The following is a 21,242-nucleotide window of genomic DNA, read 5'->3' on the forward strand; positions in this document are numbered from 1 at the left end:
ATCAAAATTAGCTTCAGCGCCGCAGCTTCGCTGCGGTGGTAATGTGCATACAGTGGATAAAATATATTAGCTAGCGGCATCATATTGGAATATGCCCAAGTAAGGTTAGAAGGTGGGCATTAACATGGCTGTTGGTAATTATGTGAGGATACAATATCTAGGGATAAAAAAGCCTAAAACATCGTGTATTTGAGGCTTTTTTAATATGTTTATTAGGGACAAGGAAGTGCCGTCATTAGACTTTTGTTACTGAACCACTAATATTTCCTGTCGGCTTCTTAACGAGTTCAATATCCTGCACCACTACGGCACTCAATTCAGTCGAAACCGAAATCGAACTATTTGGATAATATCTGATATCGTACGTCGCAGTAATGGGGTATGTTCCAGAAGCAACTTCCAGCGAATAGAATCCAGATGCATTACTCGTTGCTGAAGCCCCGTTGGTTGATATTGCCACTCCTGCGAGTACGTTTTTGTTAATGCTGTCCATAACTGTACCGTTTATGAACCTTATCGCCGGGAGTATTGTGGTAGCTGTATGCGTCTTCATGGTAGCATTAATATTTCCATTTGTATCAACGGTTCTTGTGCCGATTGTATAGGTCCCTGGAGCTAAACCAGTAGCGTTGTAATACTGCACACCTTTATTGACATCGTTCTTATAGACGCCATCCAGATAGATCATTACTTTAGACATTTGTTCATCTGATGAATCATTCCAGGTCCAGTTGATGTAAGTGGAGGCATACGTTATGTTTTTCAAGTTCGTGACGCTGTCAGGTGGTGTGGAATCCACGGAAAAATCAATACGAATAGAATTCCAGTTGCCTGCCATATCCCTGGCATATACTATCAGATTGTTCGATCCTTCGGTGGAAGTAATCGTGGTATTGGGAACAAAAGTAATATTGGGAGCGCCGTTTAAGCTATAGCGCCAGATTGATATTGCTTCGCTGGCTGAAACATTCAAAGGTATATCTGTAAGCGTATAAGTCGTGTTCTGCGGAGATTCCACCATTATGATAGGCGGTATAGTATCAGGCACTGCAAGGGGAAGATAATCGATATTCAGGGAATTTATAGTATATTTTAAATCGCAAATCCCATCCCTATCTGCATCCATGCATGTCTGGCTGAAGCCTGTGCCGGCTGGGTTTGCCCAGAAGTTGCCGCCGAGGTAGGAGCCGTTGAGGATGTTGGGGCTGGATTGCAGGGTGGTGTTCCAGGTGTTAATGTTTGGTATAGCGAAAAAAAAGTTGTTAATATTGTTGAAAATGTTGTCGTATATCTTATTGTAGCTGGATAGAATCAAAGAGATGCCGTAGTAGTTGTTTGATGCATTGTTGCTGATCAGTGTGTTGTTGTCTGAATGGGTAAGATCGATGCCATAAAGGGTGTTTTTCGATGCATTGTTGCCGCTGAGCGTATTGTTGCTGGCCGATTCAAGGTCTATTCCAATATTGCTGTTCAAGCTTGCTATGTTGTTGGTTAAGGCGTTGTTGCTGGCCAAGTACAGAGAGATTCCAATAGAGTTTGAGCTTACGGTGTCGTTGATTACTCTTCCATCTCCTGCATTTTTGTAGTAAATGCCATTATACCAATCTTTTACGTTCAAATTCTTTACAGTTACCTTTGTTAGGGCTATTGATGAATTATAAACATAAACGCCATAAGTGTTCGTTGTATCCGTGCCGCCAATTGTGTAGCCGGCGCCATCAAATATTACATCGCTTGTGGTTATCTTGATACAATTGGAAAGTGAACTGTTGATAATGTTAGCAGTAAGCACATATTTCCCTGCAGCGGTAATATTCTGGCATGAGCTTATTTCCATTGATGGGGTAAAATCAGTAAGGGGAAAATAATCAATATTCTTGGAATTTAGAGTATAATTTGTATCGCAAATCCCATCTCCATCATCATCCATGCATGTCTGGCTAAAACCTGTGCCGTTGGGAGACGCCCAGAAATTGCCGCCGAGATAATGGCCGCTTACCATGTTCATTCCCCGAGTTTTTGAAGTGTTCCACTGGTTGCTGTAGATTGTGCCTGTGAAATAAGAGTTGTTGGTATTGTTGAAGTAGTTGTTGTAGATAGTATTGTTGCTAGTCGTGTTCAGGACGATTCCATAATAACTGTTCGAATTTGCGGTGTTGTTGGTTAAGATGTTGTTGCTGGCCGTGTTCAGGTAGATTCCATAATCGGTATTCGAATTTGCAGTATTGTTGGTTAAGATGTTGTTGTTGCTGGCCGATTCAAGGTCTATTCCATTATTGCTGTTCAAGCATGCGGTGTTGTTGGTTAAGGTGTTGTCGCTGGCCGAGTACAGGGAGATTCCATAATCGGTGTTCGAATTTGCGGTGTTTTTGGCTAAGATGTTGTTGCTGGACACTACCATATAGATTCCATAACTGTTCGAGCTTGCTGTGTTGTTGGCTAAGGTGTTGTTGCTGGACGATTGCAGCCTAATTCCAACAAAGTTCGAGCTTGCTGTGTTGTTGGTTAAGGTGTTGTTGTTGCTGGCCGAATACAGATTGATACCGACACCCGCGTTCGAGCTTGCGGTGTTGTTGATTATTCTTCCATTTCCTGCATTTCTATAGTAAATGCCATTATACCAATCTTTTACGATCAAATTCTTTATGATTACTTTTGTCAGGGCCATTGATGAATTATAAACATAAACGCCGTAGGTGTTCGTTATATCCTTACCATCAATTGTGTAGCCAGCGCCATCAAATAATACATCGCTTGAGGTTATATTGATACAACTGGAATAGGGGCTGTTAGTGATGTTAGCAGTTAGCACATATTTCCCTGCAGCGGTAATATTCTGGCATGAGCTTATTTCCGTTGATGGGGTAGAATCAGCAAGGGAAAGATAATCGATATTCAGGGAATTTAGACTATAATTTGTATCGCAAATCCCATCTCCATCATCATCGATGCATGTCTGGCTAAAACCTGTTCCGCCTGGGTTTGCCCAGAAGTTGCCGCCGAGGTAGAAGCCCCCGATGATATTGGGGCTGGATTGGAAGGTGGTATTCCAGGTGTTTGAGCCTATAATTTGATAATTGTTATAGTTGTTGAATATATTGTTGTAGATCGTGTTGTTGCTGGAAGACAACATAATGATGCCGTTAGCGTTCGAGTTGGCATTATTGCTGATGAGCGTATTGTTGCTGGACGATTGTAGTTCTATTCCAAAATAGTTCCCGCTTGCTGTGTTGTAGGTTAAGGTGTTGTTGTTGCTGGATTCGGATAGGTGGATTCCTAAATTGCCGCTCCCGCTTGCTGTGTTGTAGGTTAAAGTGTTGTTGCTGGAATCGGACAGGTGGATTCCTAAATTGCCATTCGCGCTTGCTGTGTTATAGGTTAAAGTGTTGTTGTTGGACGATTGTAGTTCTATTCCATGGCTGTTCCCGCTTGCTGTGTTATAGGTTAAAGTGTTGTTGTTGGACGATTGCAGTTCTATTCCATGGCTGTTCCCGCTTGCTGTGTTGTTGATTACTCTTCCATTTCCTGCATTTCCATAGTAAATGCCATAAAACCAAATTTTTACGAATAAATTCTTTACGGTTACATTTGTAAGGGCGGTTGATGAATTATAAACATAAACGCCGTAAGTGTTCGTCGTAGCCTTACCATCAATTGTGTGGCCAGCACCATCAAATATTACATCGTTTGAGGTTATATTGATACAACTGGAAAGTGACATTTCGATGATGTTAGCAGTAAGCACATATTCACCAGGAGAGGAGATCGTAGTGCAGGCACTTATTGGCGTCTCTGCCCCCGCCCCGCCAGCCAGCAATAATACCAGCATCGTTAGTCCAAAAGCTATTCTGAGGGCATGCCCTCTTTCAATGTGATCATCATATACCATATATTTCATCCGCCCATGAATTTGCCTATTATTATTACTATAATTATTCAATACCAATTTGGTATTTAAATCTTGGGATTTTATTATATCTTTTTATGTGAATAATAATTATTCTAATTATTATGAGCAAGAACAAATTAATAAGAAAGAAATCCATATGAATCTTCACGAAAATGGATTAAAGATTGGCAGGAAAAAGATATTGTATCCAATCATAACTATGTTGGTAAATTGAAATGACCTAAAAATTGAATATTATAAACGTTATATGCAACTCTTACGAGGTCGCTATCTCAAAACAATATCCAGAGGCAATATTCTATATTTTCGCCCACAAAAGTTATATGCACATTTTTCACGGACTTTACCAGAAAACAATATCTAGGGGTAATATCCTAAACTTTCACCCATGAGATAAGATACCTATTGGGGCAAAAATTATAAAGACTTTCAATCCCAACCTGAACCTTCTGATATTCGTCCAACATTTAGAAATTTTCCATAGATAGATTTTTGTGCTGCACCCTGCGGGTCTGATGAAAGGCATCCTATGTTTTCGTTCTCGGTAAGTCTGAAAGGCCATTCTGTTACCCATCTTGATTCTAACATTTTAATTCCCCCAATTCACTTATTATTTTCATAACAGGACTGTTTTTGATGTCCTGAATGATAACCCGTTTTCCCCATTCTAATAATAATCATTGGTTTTCATTGTATATTAGTTTTTCTGTGATAGTGGTATTATAGTCAACTCCTTTAATTGGGACAGTACATATTGAAGGAAAAACCCATGATAGGATGAATAGTATGCTTTGCAGTATAAAACCCGCCATAAACCATCTAATGCGTTAATCAAAAGATAAAAAAAGAAAGGATGCACTGCTTTTTTAATGCAGTGCGCTTGATCTGCTTTTTTTATTTCAAGGTTGATGTCTTTGAACTTTACAGTCATGCTTTTTACGTTGTCCAGGTCTTCGAGCTGTAATGAAACCTAAATGGAACTTTTGTTTCTTGTCCTATGCTGCTAAAAGTTTTTGTTTCCTTTACTTCGGAGAAAAACAACCCTCTATCTGTGAACTCTGTGTCCTCCGTGGTTCATTGCCATAACAATTATACAGAATAGAAGTCACTGTTATTATGTAGGCAACATACCTGCAATATGGCTGAACGATCACTGGACGGCGCGCAGGGGACTGCCGCCACCGCCCGCGCTGAGGACGTCCGCAGGCGGATTTCGGGCTATTACCGAACCCTAAGGGTGAGTAGGGGCGGGGTCAAAATTAGACCTCCGAGAGAGTCTTTCTTCGCATTGTCATTGAGGAATTTATAAATACTTATAGTTTTAATAACTTTTATAAGTGACTATAATATGAACGAGATAACTACTATCCCAATAACAAAAAAAGTAAGAGATATGCTAAAATCATACGGATTAAAGGGTGAGACCTATGATAACATCCTGCGCCGCACGATGAAGCAGGTAGATCATGACGAGTTCATGGAACGGCAGTACAAACTCCTTCAGGAAAAAGATAAATTAGTCTCTCTGGATGAAATTTGATGGGTTTTGATGTCAGGCTTCATCCGAATGCTGTGAGGTTCCTGAGAAAGAGTAAAATCAGCGCTTAGGCCATTATAATAACTTTTCAAATTCCTCCACAGAAAGCCCGGCAGCTTTAATTAAACCTCTCCAACAGACCAGGTTTTAATTCCTTATGTTTCGGAACTGATAATGTAACTTTAGAACCTTCTTTTCTCAAAACAACATGGCTCCCTACCTGTCTGTGAGGAATCCAACCAGCCCTGGAAAATGCTTTTATAGCTTCCATTCCTGAAATTATTGGAAGTTTGGGCATCAGGCAACCACGTCAATTACCTGGGTTGAGGGTTTGGTCAAATAAGACTTGATCTCGTCTTCAGCGAGAGACTCAAGGCATGCCTGTATAGCTTCTTTGATGTTTTCCAGGGCCTCCTCAATTGTATCCCCCTGAGAAAAACAGCCTGGAAGGCTCAGGCAGCTGATTACATAGCCTCCGACTTCTTCATCTTTTTCTACGACGACTTTAAAATGCATATGATTCCTTATTAACGTCTGTATTTAAATTCCTTATGAACCGGAATATTGCAAAAACCACAGAGATCGCAGATGACACAGAGAAAAAACAACTCTCTCTGTGAACTCTGTGTCCTCCGTGGTTGATTGCCATAACAATTTTATCCAGAATGAATTAAAAAGTCACTTTTATTATATAAGCAACTTGCAATATGGCTGCCCGGGCACTGGAGGGCGCGCTGGGACTGTCGCCACCGCGGGCGCTTTGCCCGCACCCCTCGGTATGCTCAGGGCGGCGCAGGGCTTGGAGCAGATACAATAATTGACAGTCAGTATTGGGAGATGGGTTAGGAGAATAGAAATTCCTGCAGGATTACTTACATGAGAAAGATGCTTCCTGAGGTCTGGTTGGGTTTAGCTTTTAAGATGTTTGGATGGTGAATTTCACGAAAACTGTACAAAAGATAAAAAAAATTACGAAGAGGAAATTATTTCAGGAAAAGATACGCCGGTCTGGATATGATAATCTTTATATCTGTGTATGCATACACAGATTATTATGGCAACAAAGACAATATCGATAAGAGAAGATGTATACGATATCCTCGCCCGCTTAAAAAGAGAGAATGAAAGCTTCAGTGATGTGATTTGGAAGCTGACAAAGAAACGAAAACCAAATATGAGAGATTATTTCGGAAGCTTGAAGGATAGTAAAGCTATAATCGAAATAAAAGAAGACTGTAAGAAAATAAGAGAGTCTGCGAAGCTGCGAACTTTATGATAGTTCTTGATACAGCCTTTCTCATTGATTTTTTCATGGGCAAAAAAGAGACACTGGGAGCTTTTGAAATTACAAAAATTGATGATCTTGATATTACTCTTGATTTTGATTCAGATGTTGCAACCACGGTTGTAACATTTCACGAAATAATGTCAGGTGTAAAACATAAAAAAGTTAAAAAAGAGGAGAGATTTTTCAGACGATTTTTTTCTGAAACACCGGTATTAGATTTTGATTTTAAAGCCGCAGAAAAATCAAGCGAAATAATGGCAAATCTCTTAACGATTGGAAAACCTGTTAACGCTCTTGATGTGCTTATTGCGGGCATTGCAGTAACGAATGGAGCAGACAAGATCGCCTCGACAGATAAGAGATTCGAGGATATCTCAAAAGTAACGGGGTTGGAGATTTTAAAACCCTGAAAGCAAAAAAGAGGGTGCAAAAGAAATGTGCTTCCGAGCAGAGCACATGGACTGTCGCCCAACCGCCCGCAGGCGCCTTTGCCCGCACCCGGCGTGCTCTGGGCGGCGCACCGATTTGACAGGATAACAGGATTAACAAGATAATTTTTTATAAATCCTGCAAATCCCTTAAATCTTATCTAATATTTATAAATTAAATTGAATTAATTTGCGGCGCTTCAGCGAAAGCCGAAAATAGAAACACGGATTTCACGGATTAAACATATTCATGAAAATCCGTCCAATTCGTGGTAAATACATCTTTGAAAATATAAAACCGCAGATGAACGCGGATGAACGCAGATTTGCTGCATCGTATCTGAAGCATCGCGCCAATAATTTAATATTAAAAAAGTGATATATTTGTGGCGCTTTTCACCACAAAGTTCGCAAAGAACGCAAAGCTGCGGCGCATTTTAATAACATATTAATGCGTCGATGAGCAGCTTCATGTTACCCGCGACTACCCGGGCACCGAGCACTGGACGGCGCGCAGGGACTGTCGCCCAACCGCCCGCAGGCGCCTTTGCCCGCACCCGGCGTGCTCAGGGCGGCGCAGGGCTTGGAGCAGATATACAATAATTGACCGTTAAGATGGAGAGATGGATTTTTTATGAGAATAAAAAAATCTGTAGGATTACTTTTAATTATAAAGATAAACTTTAAGATATAATATTACTATTAATAAAGGTGAAAAAAGGGATAATGATGGTACGAAACTAAATAAAGGCAGTGTTTGGCATGGTAAAAAACACGAAAAAGTCAAGTTAATTCTTAAACAATGATCAATAAGGGGCGATTTAAATGATTGAAATCGAAATTATTTTACTAATAATTGGTTTAATTGCCGGTTTTGTTGCAGGATACTTTTACGGTAAAGCTAAAACCTATCAGCCTGCGGATGTTTCTGCTATTCATGGTTTGGCTACTCAGGTTGCCGAGATTAAGACCAAGTTTGTTGAAATAGAAAAATCTCGTGAAAGAATCGAGAAGGAACGAGAGAAGGTATCTGAAGAGAAAGATAAACGTATAAAAGAATTCATGGATAATGTTCATAAATTGTTCATGGAACAAGGGGAAAAATATGCCAAATCTGATGAAGAGAAAGAGAAGCGTATTAAGGAGATGATGGAACAAAGTAAGAAATTCTTCGAGGGAGAAAAGAAGAATACTGAAAACTTCTTATTAGAACAAGGAAAATCACGTGAAGAAATCGAAAAGAAGAGAGATGCACAGATTGCAGATATGAATAGGATGATTTCTTCGTTTACTAAGACTGTTTCCGGAACAAAAAGCCGAGGAATCATCGGAGAAGAAATACTCAAAGAAGTGCTTAGTAACTCTATTAAAGCAGATGTTGTGAAATACAACCTGAAAACTGATGGTGGAGAAATAGAATTTGCATGGAATCTTGAAGATGGAAAATATATTCCTATAGATTCAAAACTACCAGATGTTTTTGACCTTCTGGAAAAATATCATGAAACAGAAGATGCTAAAGAAAGAAAAGATTATAGAAAAGAGATTATTGATAAAACAAGGAAAGAGATTAAACGTGTACAAAAATATCAAAATCTATCAAATACAATAGACACGTGCTTATTGGTTGTACCAGACGGAATACTAGAAATAGCGCCAGAACTCGTAGGAATGGGAAAAGAAGAAAATGTATTCGTATGCACATATAAGGATGTATTTCCAATAGCACACATGCTGCACGACCAATACATCAAACTCAAAAAAGAAGGGGATATAGGAAAATACAAACAATTGGTAAAAGTCCTATTCCAAATACTGGAAAAAGTAAGCAAAAAAACAGAAACAATAGAAAAAGCAGTGACACAAATACAGAATGCTAATACTGAAATAAAAAAAGAGGTCAAAAAGTGTAAGGATACAGAAGAAGATAACTCTGACAATGCCAACACGAATTAAAACTGTCTATAATTGGCACAAAATATACAAACCATTCAAAATATGGTTTTATAAGAAAAATTCAATTTAAAAGTATATAATTAAAGAGATTTTAGAGTGAAAATTGATCTAAATGGAAAAAGAATATTTGGAAGATTATCTTGCAAAAGAAGAAAAGGAAATAGAGAGATTTTTAGATGATCTCCTTAGAGTAGATTCTCATTCTTCATATCCTGATAAAAACCGATTTCATAAATTAAAAGAACCAATTGGGATGGCTGATACTTATAATTCCATTTGAACGCAAATTCCATTATTTGGTTCACTTATAATCCCGATAAGGCCCAGAACCAGAGGATATTTTCTATAAATCTTATGGCATAGAAAAGCGAGATTTTGAGAGACTAATGGATTTCTGTAAAGATACAGGAAAAGTTCAATTCACATTGAATGGAGATCCAAAATTATTTAAAGGTTTGGACTTTTTGGATCCATTATTCGAAGAATTACATTCACCACTAGTTTATAATATACCATTAAGATATCAAATTGAACCCAAAAAATTAGACAATTATCAGACCGAATTTGAAACTTTAATTAATCTACAATCTCAAACAGGTACGAATTGTATCGATTATTTAAATTTTTTAGTTAAAAATAGTGCAACTCACTATAATCTTAAAGAACTCTTAATTGAAAATTTGCAATATTATGCTTTTTTTAAGGAATATGGATATAATGAACTAATAGAAAAATTTGAATATCTGTCGCTGTTTGATTCAGAAAAAGCAATGATTTTATTAGCTCGTTTTGGGGAATTAATTGTTGATACAAATCGAAATTCCTTAAAATCAGACTATGTTTTTTCTTTGAAATCAGTAGCTGAATTAAGCTCTTGCATCAATAGACCTGATTTGATTGAAAACAATAATATTCATGAAATAGGAAAATTTCTTTTAAATAAATTAACATTCATGCCCGAAAGCTTTGATGCCTGTAAATATGTTATTGACAGATATGAGCAAGAAGACTTATACAAAGTATCAGTTTCACTGCATAAAGGCATAACTGAATCAGATATTGATTTAATTGACAAAGAAAAGATTGAATTATCTGATATTTTAGAAAATGTTTGGACTGATGCAACATTAGAAAAAAGAATTACAGGTCTAAGATATGGAATTCCAATTACAATGGCATTAGTTGGAACATTGGCAGTAGGGGGAGTAGGATTACTCGCCGGCTTAGGTATAACAGGAGTTTCTGAAATCATTGCAGTTAATCAAGAATCGATTGGGGAAAAGCTCGCCAAAAAAACAGTACCTGATCATGTAGTTAACATCTTTGACTTTAAGAAAAAATATAATATTGAAAAGCAATAGCTATGAATACGGTGATTTTAGATGGAAAATTTAATGTAGTGGTGATATTTGGCCTACGAGGAAGCCCTTAAAATTGATTACAAAAGAAGAATTTCCAGAAATTATCAATTAGTAGAACAAAATCTCCAGGGACTCTTTGAGTTCCGCAAGGTAAATAATTCACGAAGCTATTAAGTAAAAAATATCTATGCGACCCAAGCAATCCCACATGATTTTCTCACTCCTCACAACTCCAGCAATAGAACGCCGTAGTCTTATATTGGATAGCGCCTGTGTTACTTACAAGTCGGATGGGTATGATCAAAACGTCGCCTTTTTTAGGTTCCATTCCATCCTTGAAGAACAGAGTGAGGGTATATACGCCTTCAGTTGGACGGTGGACAGAAGCCCAGAAACTTACCGGGACAGAATCTAACTTATTGGTACGGGCATTTGCATCGATTTCGGGGAATTCCGCGAGCGCATCTGCTCTCTTATAGTAGACTGGTACGCTGGACTCCTCAAAAGTGACATTATTTACCATGGGTGTCCCTTTATCTGTTAAATTCGTGGAAACCCACAGTATAAGTGTGGGTTTTGCCGACGTTGGTGAAGGAGTTGCTATAGGTGTCGGAATTTGGGTTTGTATTGGATTAGGTGTTGGATTTTTTATTTGCGAACCCCCGCTACCTTGAGTTGTGGAACATACTAATATCTGATTTTCAGCATTGATCCAAGATACAACTTTTAAATCTCCTTCGCTTACTGTTGCCTTGTACATAGCTACAGGAGTTATAGGCTTGTCACATTGTTGGCTAATTTCTTGTAATGATTTTACCACATCATCTTTTGACCAATAAGTAACTGTTATTTTAGCGCTTGGATGTTCATTCATAAATTGTTGAACTTCAGGTAAAGCTTTGAATGCTGAAGTAACATCCTGACCACCAGTACAACCGGAAGCAATAATAGCTAAACCGGTGATCATGATTAATAAAAGATTTGAATATTTCGCCATTTAGTATCATTTAGGTTTATTTTATATTGTAATATAAAAATCTGTTGGTTCTTATAATCCGCAAACGACATATTCAAATCTGCACAAACCGCGCCGCTTTCCCAAGCTCTTCCTCTATCCTCAGCAATTGATTGTACTTGGCATTGCGCTCGCTCCTCGCAGGCGCGCCTGTCTTTATCATCTCTGCTCCAAGGGCAACGGAGATATCTGCGATGGTGGTATCCTCTGTTTCCGCTGACCTGTGGCTCACTACTACTTTATATTTATTCTTCTGGGCAAGCCTTGCAGCATCAAATGCCTCGGAGAGCGTGCCTATCTGGTTGACCTTGAGCAGCAGTGCATTTGCAGCGTTCATCTTAATGCCCTTTCCCAGCCGCGCCACATTGGTTACAAAAAGGTCATCTCCTATGATTATGGTATCCTTGAGTTCCTTTGTCAGAGCTGCGAAATCATCGAACGCATCTTCGTGGAACGGGTCTTCGATGGAAAGGATAGGATAGGTCTTTACGAGGCCGGAATAAAAGTCTATCAGGTCGTCATTTGAGAACGTCCTGCCGTCCACATGATAAATACCGTTCTTATAGAACTCGGAAGCTGCAGCATCCAGGCCTATGGTGATCTTTTTCTCATACCCGGCTTCCTCAATGGCATTTGCGAGGGAATCAAGCGCATCAATCGTCCTTGAAAGCGGCGGCGCGTATCCGCCCTCGTATCCCACATTGACCGCGGAAGCGCCGTATTTTTTTACAAGTATGGCGCCCAGGGTGTGATAGGTCTCTGAGCCCATTCGAAGGGCTTCGGAAAAGGTCCTTGCTCCTCTGGGCTGGATCATGAATTCCTGTATCGCAAGTTCATTGCCCGCATGTTTTCCCCCGTTTATCACGTTCATTGTTGGGCAGGGGAGCATGAATGAGTTCGTGCCGCCCAGATAGCGGTAAAGGGAAAGCCCGAGGGAATCCGCCGCGGCGTGTGCAACAGCCAGTGAGACGCCAAGGATCGCATTGGCGCCAAGCCTTGATTTATTCTCGGTTCCATCAAGCTCGATCATTATCCTGTCGATATCACGCTGCTCCCGGGCGTCCATTCCAAGGAGCGCTTCCTTTATTTCGGTATTGACATTGTTCACCGCTATCATAACGCCCTTGCCGGAATAACGATTATCTTTGTCCCTTATCTCCAGCGCCTCATTAGTTCCCGTGGACGCGCCCGATGGGACGCTTGCACGCCCGAAACCGCTTTCGGTAAGGACATCAACTTCTACTGTGGGATTTCCACGCGAATCAAGTATTTCCCTGGCATGAATGTGTTCGATTGTAAACAATATCTCACCCTTTTGACCTGAATAGATTTCATACTTATTAAATATTCTTAATAATTATCCCGTGATATTCAATATCGCATTCCTCGCATCCTCAATGATCTTCTCTTCGTCAAGTTTCACTTCATGATCTTCCATCAGTATTTTTCCATCCACTATCGTTGTCCTAACATCGCATCCCGAAGCGCCGTGAACAAGAGCCGAAATCAGATTCGAAGATGTAAACTGCGGTTTTTTAAGCTCAACAAGAATAATATCCGCAAGATACCCTGGCTTGAGCATACCCGCTTTTATCCCCAGCGCACGCGCCCCGTTCACTGTCGCCATCTCGAGCACTTTTGATACTGGCATCGCAGCGGGGTCTTTGAGCTTGTGAAGCAACGACGCCATACGCATCTCCTTCCACATATCAAGGCTCCCTCCTGAAGCGGCGCCGTCGGTGCCAAGCGCCACGTTAATGCCTCGCTCAAGCATCTTCGGCACAGGCGATATCCCGGCGCCGAGAGCCATGTTGCTTGCAGGGCAGTGGACGACGTTAACGTTTTCGTTTTTCAGAATATCAATATCATCATCTGACAGCCAGATACAGTGAGCTGCAATGACATCTTCCCCCAGAAAACCAATGCTTTTGAGGAAATTTATTGAGCACATGCCGTAGCGTTTTTTCATTAAATTCAATTCATATTCTGTTTCAAGGACATGGATATGAATCCCTACCTTATCCTTCCTCGCCTGTTCCCTGACTTTAATCAAAAATTCTCTTGAACATGATAACGCTGAATGCGGCGCATACATGGTCGTGATCCTGCCATTTGCAGCGCCGTTACATTTTCTTACAAAATTCGCCCTGCTCTTTAGTTTTGTCTCTGAATCTTCATTGAGCCCCTCTATCATGCCGTAACCAAGCGCCGCCCTGATACCGGTCTCTTCCACGACCCGTGCTACCTCATCCATATGGATATACATGTCCGCAAAAGTCGTGGTACCGGACCTGATCATCTCAAGCGCGCCGAGATACGCGCCAGCCCTGACATCGGCAGGGGTGAGTTCCATCTCAGCTCTCTGTATTTTTTTGGTCCATTCGTTATACGCGAGGTCGTCTGCAAACCCGCGAAAAAGCGCCATTGATAGGTGCGTGTGGGAGTTGATAAGACCTGGCATGATAGCGCAGCCTTTTGCGTCAATAACTTTATCGGCTCTTTCTTTTGTCTCTTTTCCCACGAATGTTATGAGGCCATTTTCGATGACAACTACCCCATTATCAAGGATTGCCCCGTCCGCGATGAGCACACGACCGCCTTTAATTATCAGGTCTGCCATAAGAGATCAAACATGGTTGGATAATAAAATTTTTTCCAGCGGTCTGGAATGCCAATAGGACTCAATATTTATAAGAGTCTGCCTCTTCTATAGCTTTTTTTTCTTTCTTGAGAGGTTCATTTTTGATATCGATATCCCCTTTGATCGGTCTCTGCTTCTCGGCGACAATCCCAACATTCATTGCGATTTTCTTAAGGGATTCCCTGGAATCATTGATTTCTTTTGTAGACTGCCTGGGCTTTGATCTTCTTTTTTTAAGTTTATAGCCGGCAAGCGGTAATTCCGATTTCATGAGCCCAAGCTCTACTTTCCGTTTATTTATCAGGTTAAGGATGGGTTGTCTTGCGTTTTCCGGCATGCGTTTCAACATACTTTCAAGATGGTCAAGGACTTCATCTTTTTCTTTTTCGGTTGTTTTTATCTCATCCATGTTTCGTCCATTATTCATTCATGCAGAATTACTCAAGGATATATAAATTATTTCATGAAATTCTCCTGTCAAACAGACATGCTTTGATCATCACTTTTCCAGGGTTAATTAAAAAGTCAATATGGGAACAGAGAAAGATTTAAGACTAAGGAGGTTGTGTAAGGGGCGCACGTCCACGAGGTTTTAACTGATTTGCAATTTATTGTTGAGCAATTATCTTTCATGATTGAGAGCATTAGAATAAAGGATAATGGGTTTGGGCTCGTAGCTCAGTCAGGCAGAGCACCGGGCTTTTATTCAGACGAAAGAATGAAAAGATACCCGATGGTCGAGGGTTCAAATCCCTCCGAGCCCGTTTTGCCCGGGAGGTAATAAAATGAAGGAGAAGGAGCCTACTGGAAGGGAGTTTGCGCCCTTAGGACATAAACTGGTACCAAAGCATGAAATTGTAGATGAAAATGAATTAAGTAAAGTTCTGGCAGAATATGATATAGAGAAAGAACAAATGCCCAAGATCCGGGTTTCAGACCCGGCTGCAGTGGCGATCAAAGCAAAAGTCGGGGATGTCGTACAGGTCACGCGTGACAGCCATACTGCAGGCACGTCCCTATTCTACAGATTGGTTATCGCATAAATTGATGGAGTCGTAATATGTTAGACAGGCGAGAATTATCAAAAGCATATTTTACAAGTGATAAAATCGTAAGGCATCACGTGGATTCTTTCAATGATTTCCTGGATTACGGTCTTCAGAAAGTCATTGATGAACAGAGGATTATTGAGACTGATATCGAAGGCACATTTGTCAAACTCGGGAAGATCCGTATCAGTCACCCGGTTGTCAGGGAAGCCGACGGTGCTATGGACAAGCTCTATCCAACCGAGGCAAGGTTGCGGAACATAACATACGCTGCGCCGCTTTATCTCGGCATGACCATTATAAGCCCGGAAGGTGAAAAAGAAGAAAAAGAAGCTGAAATAGGACATTTGCCGATGATGATATGGTCAAAGAAATGCAACCTTGTGGGTTTAACTCAAAAGGAAATGGTCGAGTTAGGGGAAGACCCGCAGGATCCTGGCGGATATTTCATAATAAACGGGACGGAACGCGTAATAACTACACTTGAAGACCTTGCACCGAATAAGATCCTCGTAGAATTTGAGGAAAGGTATGGTGAAAATATCGAGGTAGCTAAAGTTTTCTCGCAGAGGCGTGGTTATCGTGCCCTCGTGGTCGTGGAACGCAACCGGAAATCGATATTAGAGGTCTCGTTCCCGTCCATCTCGGGCAGGATAAATTTCGTCACGCTTGTGAGGGCGCTAGGTATCGAGACCGATCAGGATATCGTGAATTCGGTATCCAACGACCCCGAGATTGTAAAATTCATGCTTGAGAACCTTGAAGAAGCCGAAGTTGGCGACAAGGAAAAGGCAATGGAGAAAATAGGCACTCGAGTCGCATCAGGTCAGGCAAGGGAATACCAGATAAAAAGAGCAAACTATGTGATTGACCGCTATTTATTACCGCATCTGGGGAATGATGAGGCCCACAGGATGCTTAAGGCACAGTTCCTGGGACGCATGGCACAGGCCTGTTTCGAACTTGCTCTCGGCAAAAGGGAAAGCGACGATAAAGACCATTATGCTAACAAAAGACTCAAACTTGCAGGCGACCTTATGGAGGATCTCTTCAGGGTTTCATTCAACAGGCTCACAAGGGATATCAAATACCAGCTTGAGAGAGCAAGCATGAGGAACAGGGACCTGAACGTTGCCACAGTTGTGCGTTCAGATGTGCTGACAGAGCGTCTGGTACATCCCCTGGCTACAGGCAACTGGGTCGGCGGGCGCACAGGCGTATCTCAGCTGCTTGACCGGACAGATTACATCGCATCTCTTTCGCATTTGCGAAGGGTCATTTCACCGCTGTCACGATCACAACCACATTTCGAGGCAAGGGACCTTCATCCCACTCAGTGGGGCAGAGTGTGTCCTTCGGAGACGCCTGAAGGACCTAACTGCGGCCTGGTGAAGAACTTTGCACAATTAGTTGAAATCTCAACGAGCGCAGGTGAGGAAAAGCAACTCAAGAACATACTTTATGAATTGGGTGTCGTTCCCATCATCCCACATCTTGTGGGGATGGAGGAAGTACCTACAACATACGCGACAGAATTGGAAGCGCTTGAAGAAGAGGGCGAAACAAAAGTTGAAACCGAAGAAGAAGTGGAGGTCGAAGTCTTTGAATAAGACCAGGATTTTCTTAAATGGTGAGCTTGTAGGCTCCCATGAGTCACCAAAAGAATTGGTGGAAGAACTGCGGCAGAAACGCAGGCGCGGTGAAATTAAGAGGCAGGTAAATATCATTTACTATGATGACACGAATGAGATTGTGATCAATTCGGATCAGGGGAGGGCAAGAAGACCTGCGATAATTGTTGAAAAAGGCGTACCTCTGGTCACAAACGAACATATCGAGAAATTAAAAAATGGTGAGATAAACTTCGATGCTCTTGTTAATGCAGGATTAATAGAGTACCTGGATGCCGAAGAAGAAGAAAATGCGTTCATAGCGATAGATGAAAAGGATATAACTCCAAGGCATACCCATCTTGAGATCGACTCGGCTCTAATACTTGGTATCTGCACAGGCATGGTGCCTTTCCCGGAGCACAATGCATCACCCAGGAATACAATGGGTGCAGGCATGATCAAACAGTGTCTCGGTATGTCCACTCCTAACATGAAACTGAGACCCGATACACGCGCCCATGTACTTCATTATCCGCAGAAGGCGCTGGTCACAACCCAGACCGCTGAAGCCATAGGTTTTGATAGCCGTCCGGCCGGGCAGAATTATGTGGTTGCAGTCCTTTCGTATGAGGGCTATAATATAGAAGATGCCCTGGTCATAAACAAAGGTTCGATAGAGCGCGGATTGGGAAGAAGCCATTTCTTCAGGACAAACGAGGGGGAAGAGCGTAAATACCCCGGCGGGCAGGAAGATAAATTTGAGATCCCCGATGCTGAAGTCAGAGGTGCCAGGGGTGCTGAGGTCTACAAACAACTGGATGACGATGGTCTTGTAAACCCCGAAATACCTGTGGGACCGAACGATGTCCTGATAGGAAAGACAAGCCCTCCAAGGTTCCTGGAAGAACCAACCGAACTTGGAATAAGTCCGCTCCAGCGCAGGGAGAGCTCGGTCACTATGAGATCCAACGAGAAGGGCACAGTTGACACCGTCATATTAACTGAATCAGAAAACGGATCGAGGCTTGCGAAAGTCAGAACAAGGGACCAGCGAATTCCTGAAATTGGTGACAAGTTCGCTTCGAGGCACGGGCAAAAAGGCGTGATCGGCCTGATAGTGCCTCATGAAGATATGCCTTTTACTGAGAACGGGACCATTCCCGACCTCATAATCAACCCGCATGCTATCCCTTCACGTATGACCGTAGGCCATGTGCTCGAAATGATAGGCGGCAAAGTAGGCTCACTGGATGGAAAACAAATGGACGGTACCCCGTTCTCGGGAGCATCCGAGGAAGATTTGCGCAACTCCCTTAAGAAATTCGGTTACTCTCATACCGGCAAGGAAGTACTTTATGATGGCATAACCGGGATCAGGATCCAGGCCGATATCTTTGTCGGCGTTATCCTGTACCAGAAACTCTACCATATGGTCTCTTCAAAGATGCATGCCAGGTCGCGAGGCCCTGTCCAGGTATTGACAAGACAGCCCACCGAAGGCCGTGCCAGAGAAGGCGGCTTGAGGTTCGGAGAAATGGAACGTGATGTTCTGATAGGTCACGGCGCGGCAATGGCTTTAAAGGAAAGGTTGCTTGATGAGTCTGACAGAGTGGTGGAATATGTCTGTTCCCACTGCGGTATGATCGCCACGTTAGATAAACGGAAAAATATCACGATATGTCCTAACTGCGGGGCTGAGACAGACATATACCCCGCTGAGATGAGCTATGCATTCAAGCTCCTGCTTGATGAGATAATATCCCTGGGCGTTGCGCCAAGGCTTGTACTTGAAGATGCGGTGTAGGAGAAGATTATGATAATTGCAACTCCAAAAAGAATAAAAGAAATAAAATTCGGTCTCATTTCACCAAAAGAATTTCGAAAAATGAGCGTCACAAGGGTGATAACTGCGGACACCTATGATGACGACGGTTTTCCCATTGAAATGGGATTGATGGATACCAAACTTGGTGTCATCGATCCCGGTCTGCGATGCAAAACATGCGGCGGCCGCGCAGGTGAATGCCCGGGCCATTTCGGGCATATCGAACTTGTAGCGCCTGTCATCCATGTAGGTTTTGCAAAGCTGATACGGAAGGTTCTGAGGGCCACATGCAGGAAATGCGGAGCGTTGCTTCTTGCACCGGATCAGAAAAAGAAATATGTTGAACAGATAAAAACACTTAAAAAAATGGGACAGTCGACAGAAGATATTGTCAGTGAAGTGTTCAAAGAAGCGAGAAAAGCCGGGACATGTCAGTACTGCAACGAAGAGCAGCAGGAGATCAAATTTGAAAAGCCGACCACTTATATCGAGAACGAGCATAAACTGATGCCCACCGATATTCGTTCCCGCCTTGAAAAGATGACGGATGAAGATATCGAAGTGATCGGCATGGATCCTCAAAACGCACGTCCTGAATGGATAATACTCACCGTATTACCCGTCCCGCCGGTCACTATGAGGCCTTCCATTACACTGGAATCAGGACAGCGAAGTGAAGATGACCTTACCCATAAGCTGGTGGATATTATCCGAATCAACCAGCGGTTCCAGGAGAACAGGGAAGCTGGAGCGCCACAGCTCATCATCGAAGATCTGTGGGAGTTGCTCCAGTATCACGTGACCACGTTCATCGATAATGCCGTCTCGGGAGTTCCCCCGGCAAGACACAGGTCGGGCAGACCATTAAAAACACTATCCCAGAGGTTGAAAGGCAAGGAAGGAAGGTTCAGGGGAAGTCTGTCAGGAAAACGAGTCAATTTCTCAGCGAGAACTGTTATCTCGCCTGACCCGAATCTGCGTATCTTTGAGGTAGGCGTACCTCTTGAGGTGGCAAAAGAACTTACGATCACGTTGAACGTGACGCCGAGAAATCTTGAGGAAGTAAAAGAATATGTAAAGCGCGGTCCGGAAAATCATCCGGGAGCTAATTATATTGTCAGAGCAGATGGACGGCGTGTAAAGATCACTGACAAGAATTGCGAGGAACTTGCCGGTCTGGTAGAACTGGGCTGGAAGGTCGACAGGCAGATAAAAGACGGAGATGTTGTCCTATTCAACAGGCAACCCTCTCTGCATAGAATGAGCATTATGGCTCATGAAATAAAAGTGCTGCCCTATAAGACTTTCAGGCTTAATCCAGCAGTATGTCCACCATATAACGCGGACTTTGACGGTGACGAGATGAACCTGCATGTGCCGCAGAACGAGGAGGCACGGGCCGAAGCCAAGATCTTGATGCATGTACAGGAAAATATCCTGTCCCCCAGGTTCGGCGGCCCCATTATCGGTGGCATTCACGACCACATATCAGGTCTTTTCCTGCTCACCAACAGCAAAGAAAAGATAAACAAGAATGAAGCACTCGAGCTTCTGGCAAAATCCGAGATCAGGGAACTGCCGGAACCTGCGGGCAAGGAAAACAAGGAACCTTATTGGACTGGTAAACAGATATTCAGCCAGATACTCCCGAAGGGTTTGGATTTACAGTTCAAAGCTGAGATATGCGAACATTGTGATGTCTGCAAGGGTGTGGATTGTGAGAACGATGCCTATGTGGTTATTAAAGACGGTGTTCTGGAAAGGGGAACGATCGATGAAAAAGCCATCGGCGCTTTCAAGAGTGTGATACTGGATAAACTCATGAAAGAATTCAATCCCCAGGTCGCATGCAAATTCATTGATGATGCGACTCGTCTCTCTATAAGAGGGATAATGAGAAAGGGATTCAGTTTCGGGATAGACGATGAATATATACCTCCCGAGGCTCAAACCCACATTAATGAGGTTCTGGGACAGGCCAGCGACAAAGTTGAAAAACTGATAGCTGCGTATAAAGCAGGCGAGCTTGAACAATTGCCTGGACGAACCCTTACTGAAACACTTGAGATGGAGATAATGAAAGAACTCTCAAAAGCAAGAGACTCAACGGGTGATATTGCTGGAAGACATCTTGGGATGGATAACTCAGCAGTTATAATGGCCCGCTCCGGCGCACGAGGTTCGATGCTCAACCTGACACAGATGGCTGCATGCGTGGGACAGCAGGCAGTCCGAGGTGAGAGAATTAAGAGAGGATACGCCGGACGCACGCTTCCGCATTTTGAGCGAGGGGATCTTGGGTCAAAGGCTCACGGGTTTGTGAGGGCAAGCTACAAGAGCGGCCTGTCACCCACAGAGTATTTCTTCCATGCCATAGGTGGACGAGAAGGTCTGGTAGATACAGCCGTCAGGACCTCGCAATCAGGTTATCTGCAGCGGCGGCTTGTTAACGCTTTGCAGGACCTGGAAGTACAATATGATGGCACTGTCAGGGATACAAGAAAAATGATAATACAGTTCAAGTATGGAGAAGATGGGATCAATCCGATGAACAGCGATTTCAGTAAACCTGAGGCCATCAAGCGGGTTATCGATTCCGTGATGGGGGGGAAGGAATAA

Annotated in this window: 19 protein-coding genes and 1 tRNA gene; 12 read left to right on the forward strand and 8 right to left on the reverse strand. The window is 42.5% G+C overall.

Annotation, left to right across the window (positions count from 1 at the left end):
* Window positions 1-235: 235 nt before the first annotated feature.
* Together O8C65_15475 and O8C65_15480 are read right to left on the reverse strand one after the other, a co-directional pair.
* Window positions 236-3,889, reverse strand: coding sequence for a right-handed parallel beta-helix repeat-containing protein (locus O8C65_15475; GenBank protein MCZ7358320.1), 3,654 nt, complete (start codon window positions 3,887-3,889; stop codon window positions 236-238).
* Window positions 3,890-4,339: 450 nt separating this feature from the next.
* Complete coding sequence (locus tag O8C65_15480; GenBank protein MCZ7358321.1) at window positions 4,340-4,498, reverse strand: hypothetical protein; 159 nt, start codon at window positions 4,496-4,498, stop codon at window positions 4,340-4,342.
* 760 nt (window positions 4,499-5,258) lie between these two features.
* Between O8C65_15480 and O8C65_15485 the strand changes: the two genes are divergently transcribed.
* Entirely contained in the window at window positions 5,259-5,450 is a 192-nt protein-coding gene (locus tag O8C65_15485) for a hypothetical protein (protein ID MCZ7358322.1), read from the forward strand.
* A gap of 115 nt (window positions 5,451-5,565) precedes the next feature.
* Here the strand turns inward: O8C65_15485 and O8C65_15490 are convergent, their stop codons facing one another.
* Together O8C65_15490 and O8C65_15495 are read right to left on the reverse strand one after the other, a co-directional pair.
* The gene (locus O8C65_15490) at window positions 5,566-5,745 is read right to left on the reverse strand and encodes a type II toxin-antitoxin system HicA family toxin (GenBank protein ID MCZ7358323.1); all 180 of its coding nucleotides are present in this window, start codon (window positions 5,743-5,745) and stop codon (window positions 5,566-5,568) included.
* On the reverse strand, window positions 5,745-5,963 hold the full coding sequence (locus O8C65_15495) for a type II toxin-antitoxin system HicB family antitoxin (GenBank protein MCZ7358324.1): 219 nt from the start codon (window positions 5,961-5,963) through the stop codon (window positions 5,745-5,747). Before O8C65_15495 ends, O8C65_15490 begins: the two co-directional genes overlap by 1 nt.
* A 538-nt stretch (window positions 5,964-6,501) precedes the next feature.
* On the opposite strand from O8C65_15495, the gene O8C65_15500 reads away from it, so the two are divergent.
* The 6 genes from O8C65_15500 (at window position 6,502) to O8C65_15525 (ending at window position 10,480) form a co-directional block, all read left to right on the forward strand.
* Window positions 6,502-6,723, forward strand: coding sequence for an antitoxin VapB family protein (locus O8C65_15500; protein MCZ7358325.1), 222 nt, complete (start codon window positions 6,502-6,504; stop codon window positions 6,721-6,723).
* On the forward strand, window positions 6,720-7,145 hold the full coding sequence (locus O8C65_15505; protein MCZ7358326.1) for a type II toxin-antitoxin system VapC family toxin: 426 nt from the start codon (window positions 6,720-6,722) through the stop codon (window positions 7,143-7,145). Before O8C65_15500 ends, O8C65_15505 begins: the two co-directional genes overlap by 4 nt.
* Before the next feature lie 489 nt (window positions 7,146-7,634).
* Entirely contained in the window at window positions 7,635-7,766 is a 132-nt protein-coding gene (locus O8C65_15510) for a hypothetical protein (GenBank protein ID MCZ7358327.1), read from the forward strand.
* 222 nt (window positions 7,767-7,988) lie between these two features.
* Window positions 7,989-9,119 carry a DNA recombination protein RmuC gene (gene rmuC, locus O8C65_15515; protein MCZ7358328.1) on the forward strand — a complete coding sequence of 377 codons (1,131 nt, stop codon included), beginning with the start codon at window positions 7,989-7,991 and terminating at the stop codon, window positions 9,117-9,119.
* Between the two features lie 112 nt (window positions 9,120-9,231).
* Window positions 9,232-9,399 (forward strand): hypothetical protein, encoded by a 168-nt coding sequence (locus O8C65_15520; protein MCZ7358329.1) that lies wholly within the window; start codon window positions 9,232-9,234, stop codon window positions 9,397-9,399.
* A gap of 106 nt (window positions 9,400-9,505) precedes the next feature.
* Complete coding sequence (locus O8C65_15525) at window positions 9,506-10,480, forward strand: hypothetical protein (protein MCZ7358330.1); 975 nt, start codon at window positions 9,506-9,508, stop codon at window positions 10,478-10,480.
* A gap of 217 nt (window positions 10,481-10,697) precedes the next feature.
* On the opposite strand, the gene O8C65_15530 is transcribed toward O8C65_15525, so the two are convergent.
* From O8C65_15530 to O8C65_15545, 4 genes are all read right to left on the reverse strand, one after another.
* On the reverse strand, window positions 10,698-11,477 hold the full coding sequence (locus O8C65_15530) for a hypothetical protein (GenBank protein ID MCZ7358331.1): 780 nt from the start codon (window positions 11,475-11,477) through the stop codon (window positions 10,698-10,700).
* A 73-nt stretch (window positions 11,478-11,550) separates the two neighbouring features.
* The gene (gene eno / locus O8C65_15535; GenBank protein ID MCZ7358332.1) at window positions 11,551-12,825 is read right to left on the reverse strand and encodes a phosphopyruvate hydratase; all 1,275 of its coding nucleotides are present in this window, start codon (window positions 12,823-12,825) and stop codon (window positions 11,551-11,553) included.
* 27 nt (window positions 12,826-12,852) lie between these two features.
* A complete protein-coding gene (locus O8C65_15540; GenBank protein MCZ7358333.1) occupies window positions 12,853-14,115 on the reverse strand; it encodes an amidohydrolase family protein in 1,263 nt (420 codons plus the stop codon).
* A gap of 61 nt (window positions 14,116-14,176) precedes the next feature.
* Entirely contained in the window at window positions 14,177-14,563 is a 387-nt protein-coding gene (locus O8C65_15545) for a hypothetical protein (protein ID MCZ7358334.1), read from the reverse strand.
* 240 nt (window positions 14,564-14,803) lie between these two features.
* On the opposite strand from O8C65_15545, the gene O8C65_15550 reads away from it, so the two are divergent.
* The 5 genes from O8C65_15550 to O8C65_15570 all read left to right on the forward strand — a co-directional run bounded on the left by O8C65_15550 (window position 14,804) and on the right by O8C65_15570 (window position 21,242).
* A tRNA-Lys gene (locus O8C65_15550) sits at window positions 14,804-14,900 on the forward strand.
* A gap of 21 nt (window positions 14,901-14,921) precedes the next feature.
* On the forward strand, window positions 14,922-15,179 hold the full coding sequence (locus O8C65_15555) for a DNA-directed RNA polymerase subunit H (protein MCZ7358335.1): 258 nt from the start codon (window positions 14,922-14,924) through the stop codon (window positions 15,177-15,179).
* A 17-nt stretch (window positions 15,180-15,196) separates the two neighbouring features.
* Entirely contained in the window at window positions 15,197-16,795 is a 1,599-nt protein-coding gene (locus O8C65_15560) for a DNA-directed RNA polymerase subunit B'' (GenBank protein ID MCZ7358336.1), read from the forward strand.
* Complete coding sequence (gene rpoB / locus O8C65_15565; protein MCZ7358337.1) at window positions 16,788-18,602, forward strand: DNA-directed RNA polymerase subunit B; 1,815 nt, start codon at window positions 16,788-16,790, stop codon at window positions 18,600-18,602. The genes O8C65_15560 and rpoB overlap by 8 nt, the downstream gene beginning before the upstream one ends.
* A gap of 9 nt (window positions 18,603-18,611) precedes the next feature.
* Complete coding sequence (locus O8C65_15570) at window positions 18,612-21,242, forward strand: DNA-directed RNA polymerase subunit A' (GenBank protein MCZ7358338.1); 2,631 nt, start codon at window positions 18,612-18,614, stop codon at window positions 21,240-21,242.

Origin of the sequence: Candidatus Methanoperedens sp. (assembly GCA_027460535.1) — an archaeon.
Taxonomy (GTDB): Archaea; Halobacteriota; Methanosarcinia; order Methanosarcinales; family Methanoperedenaceae; genus Methanoperedens.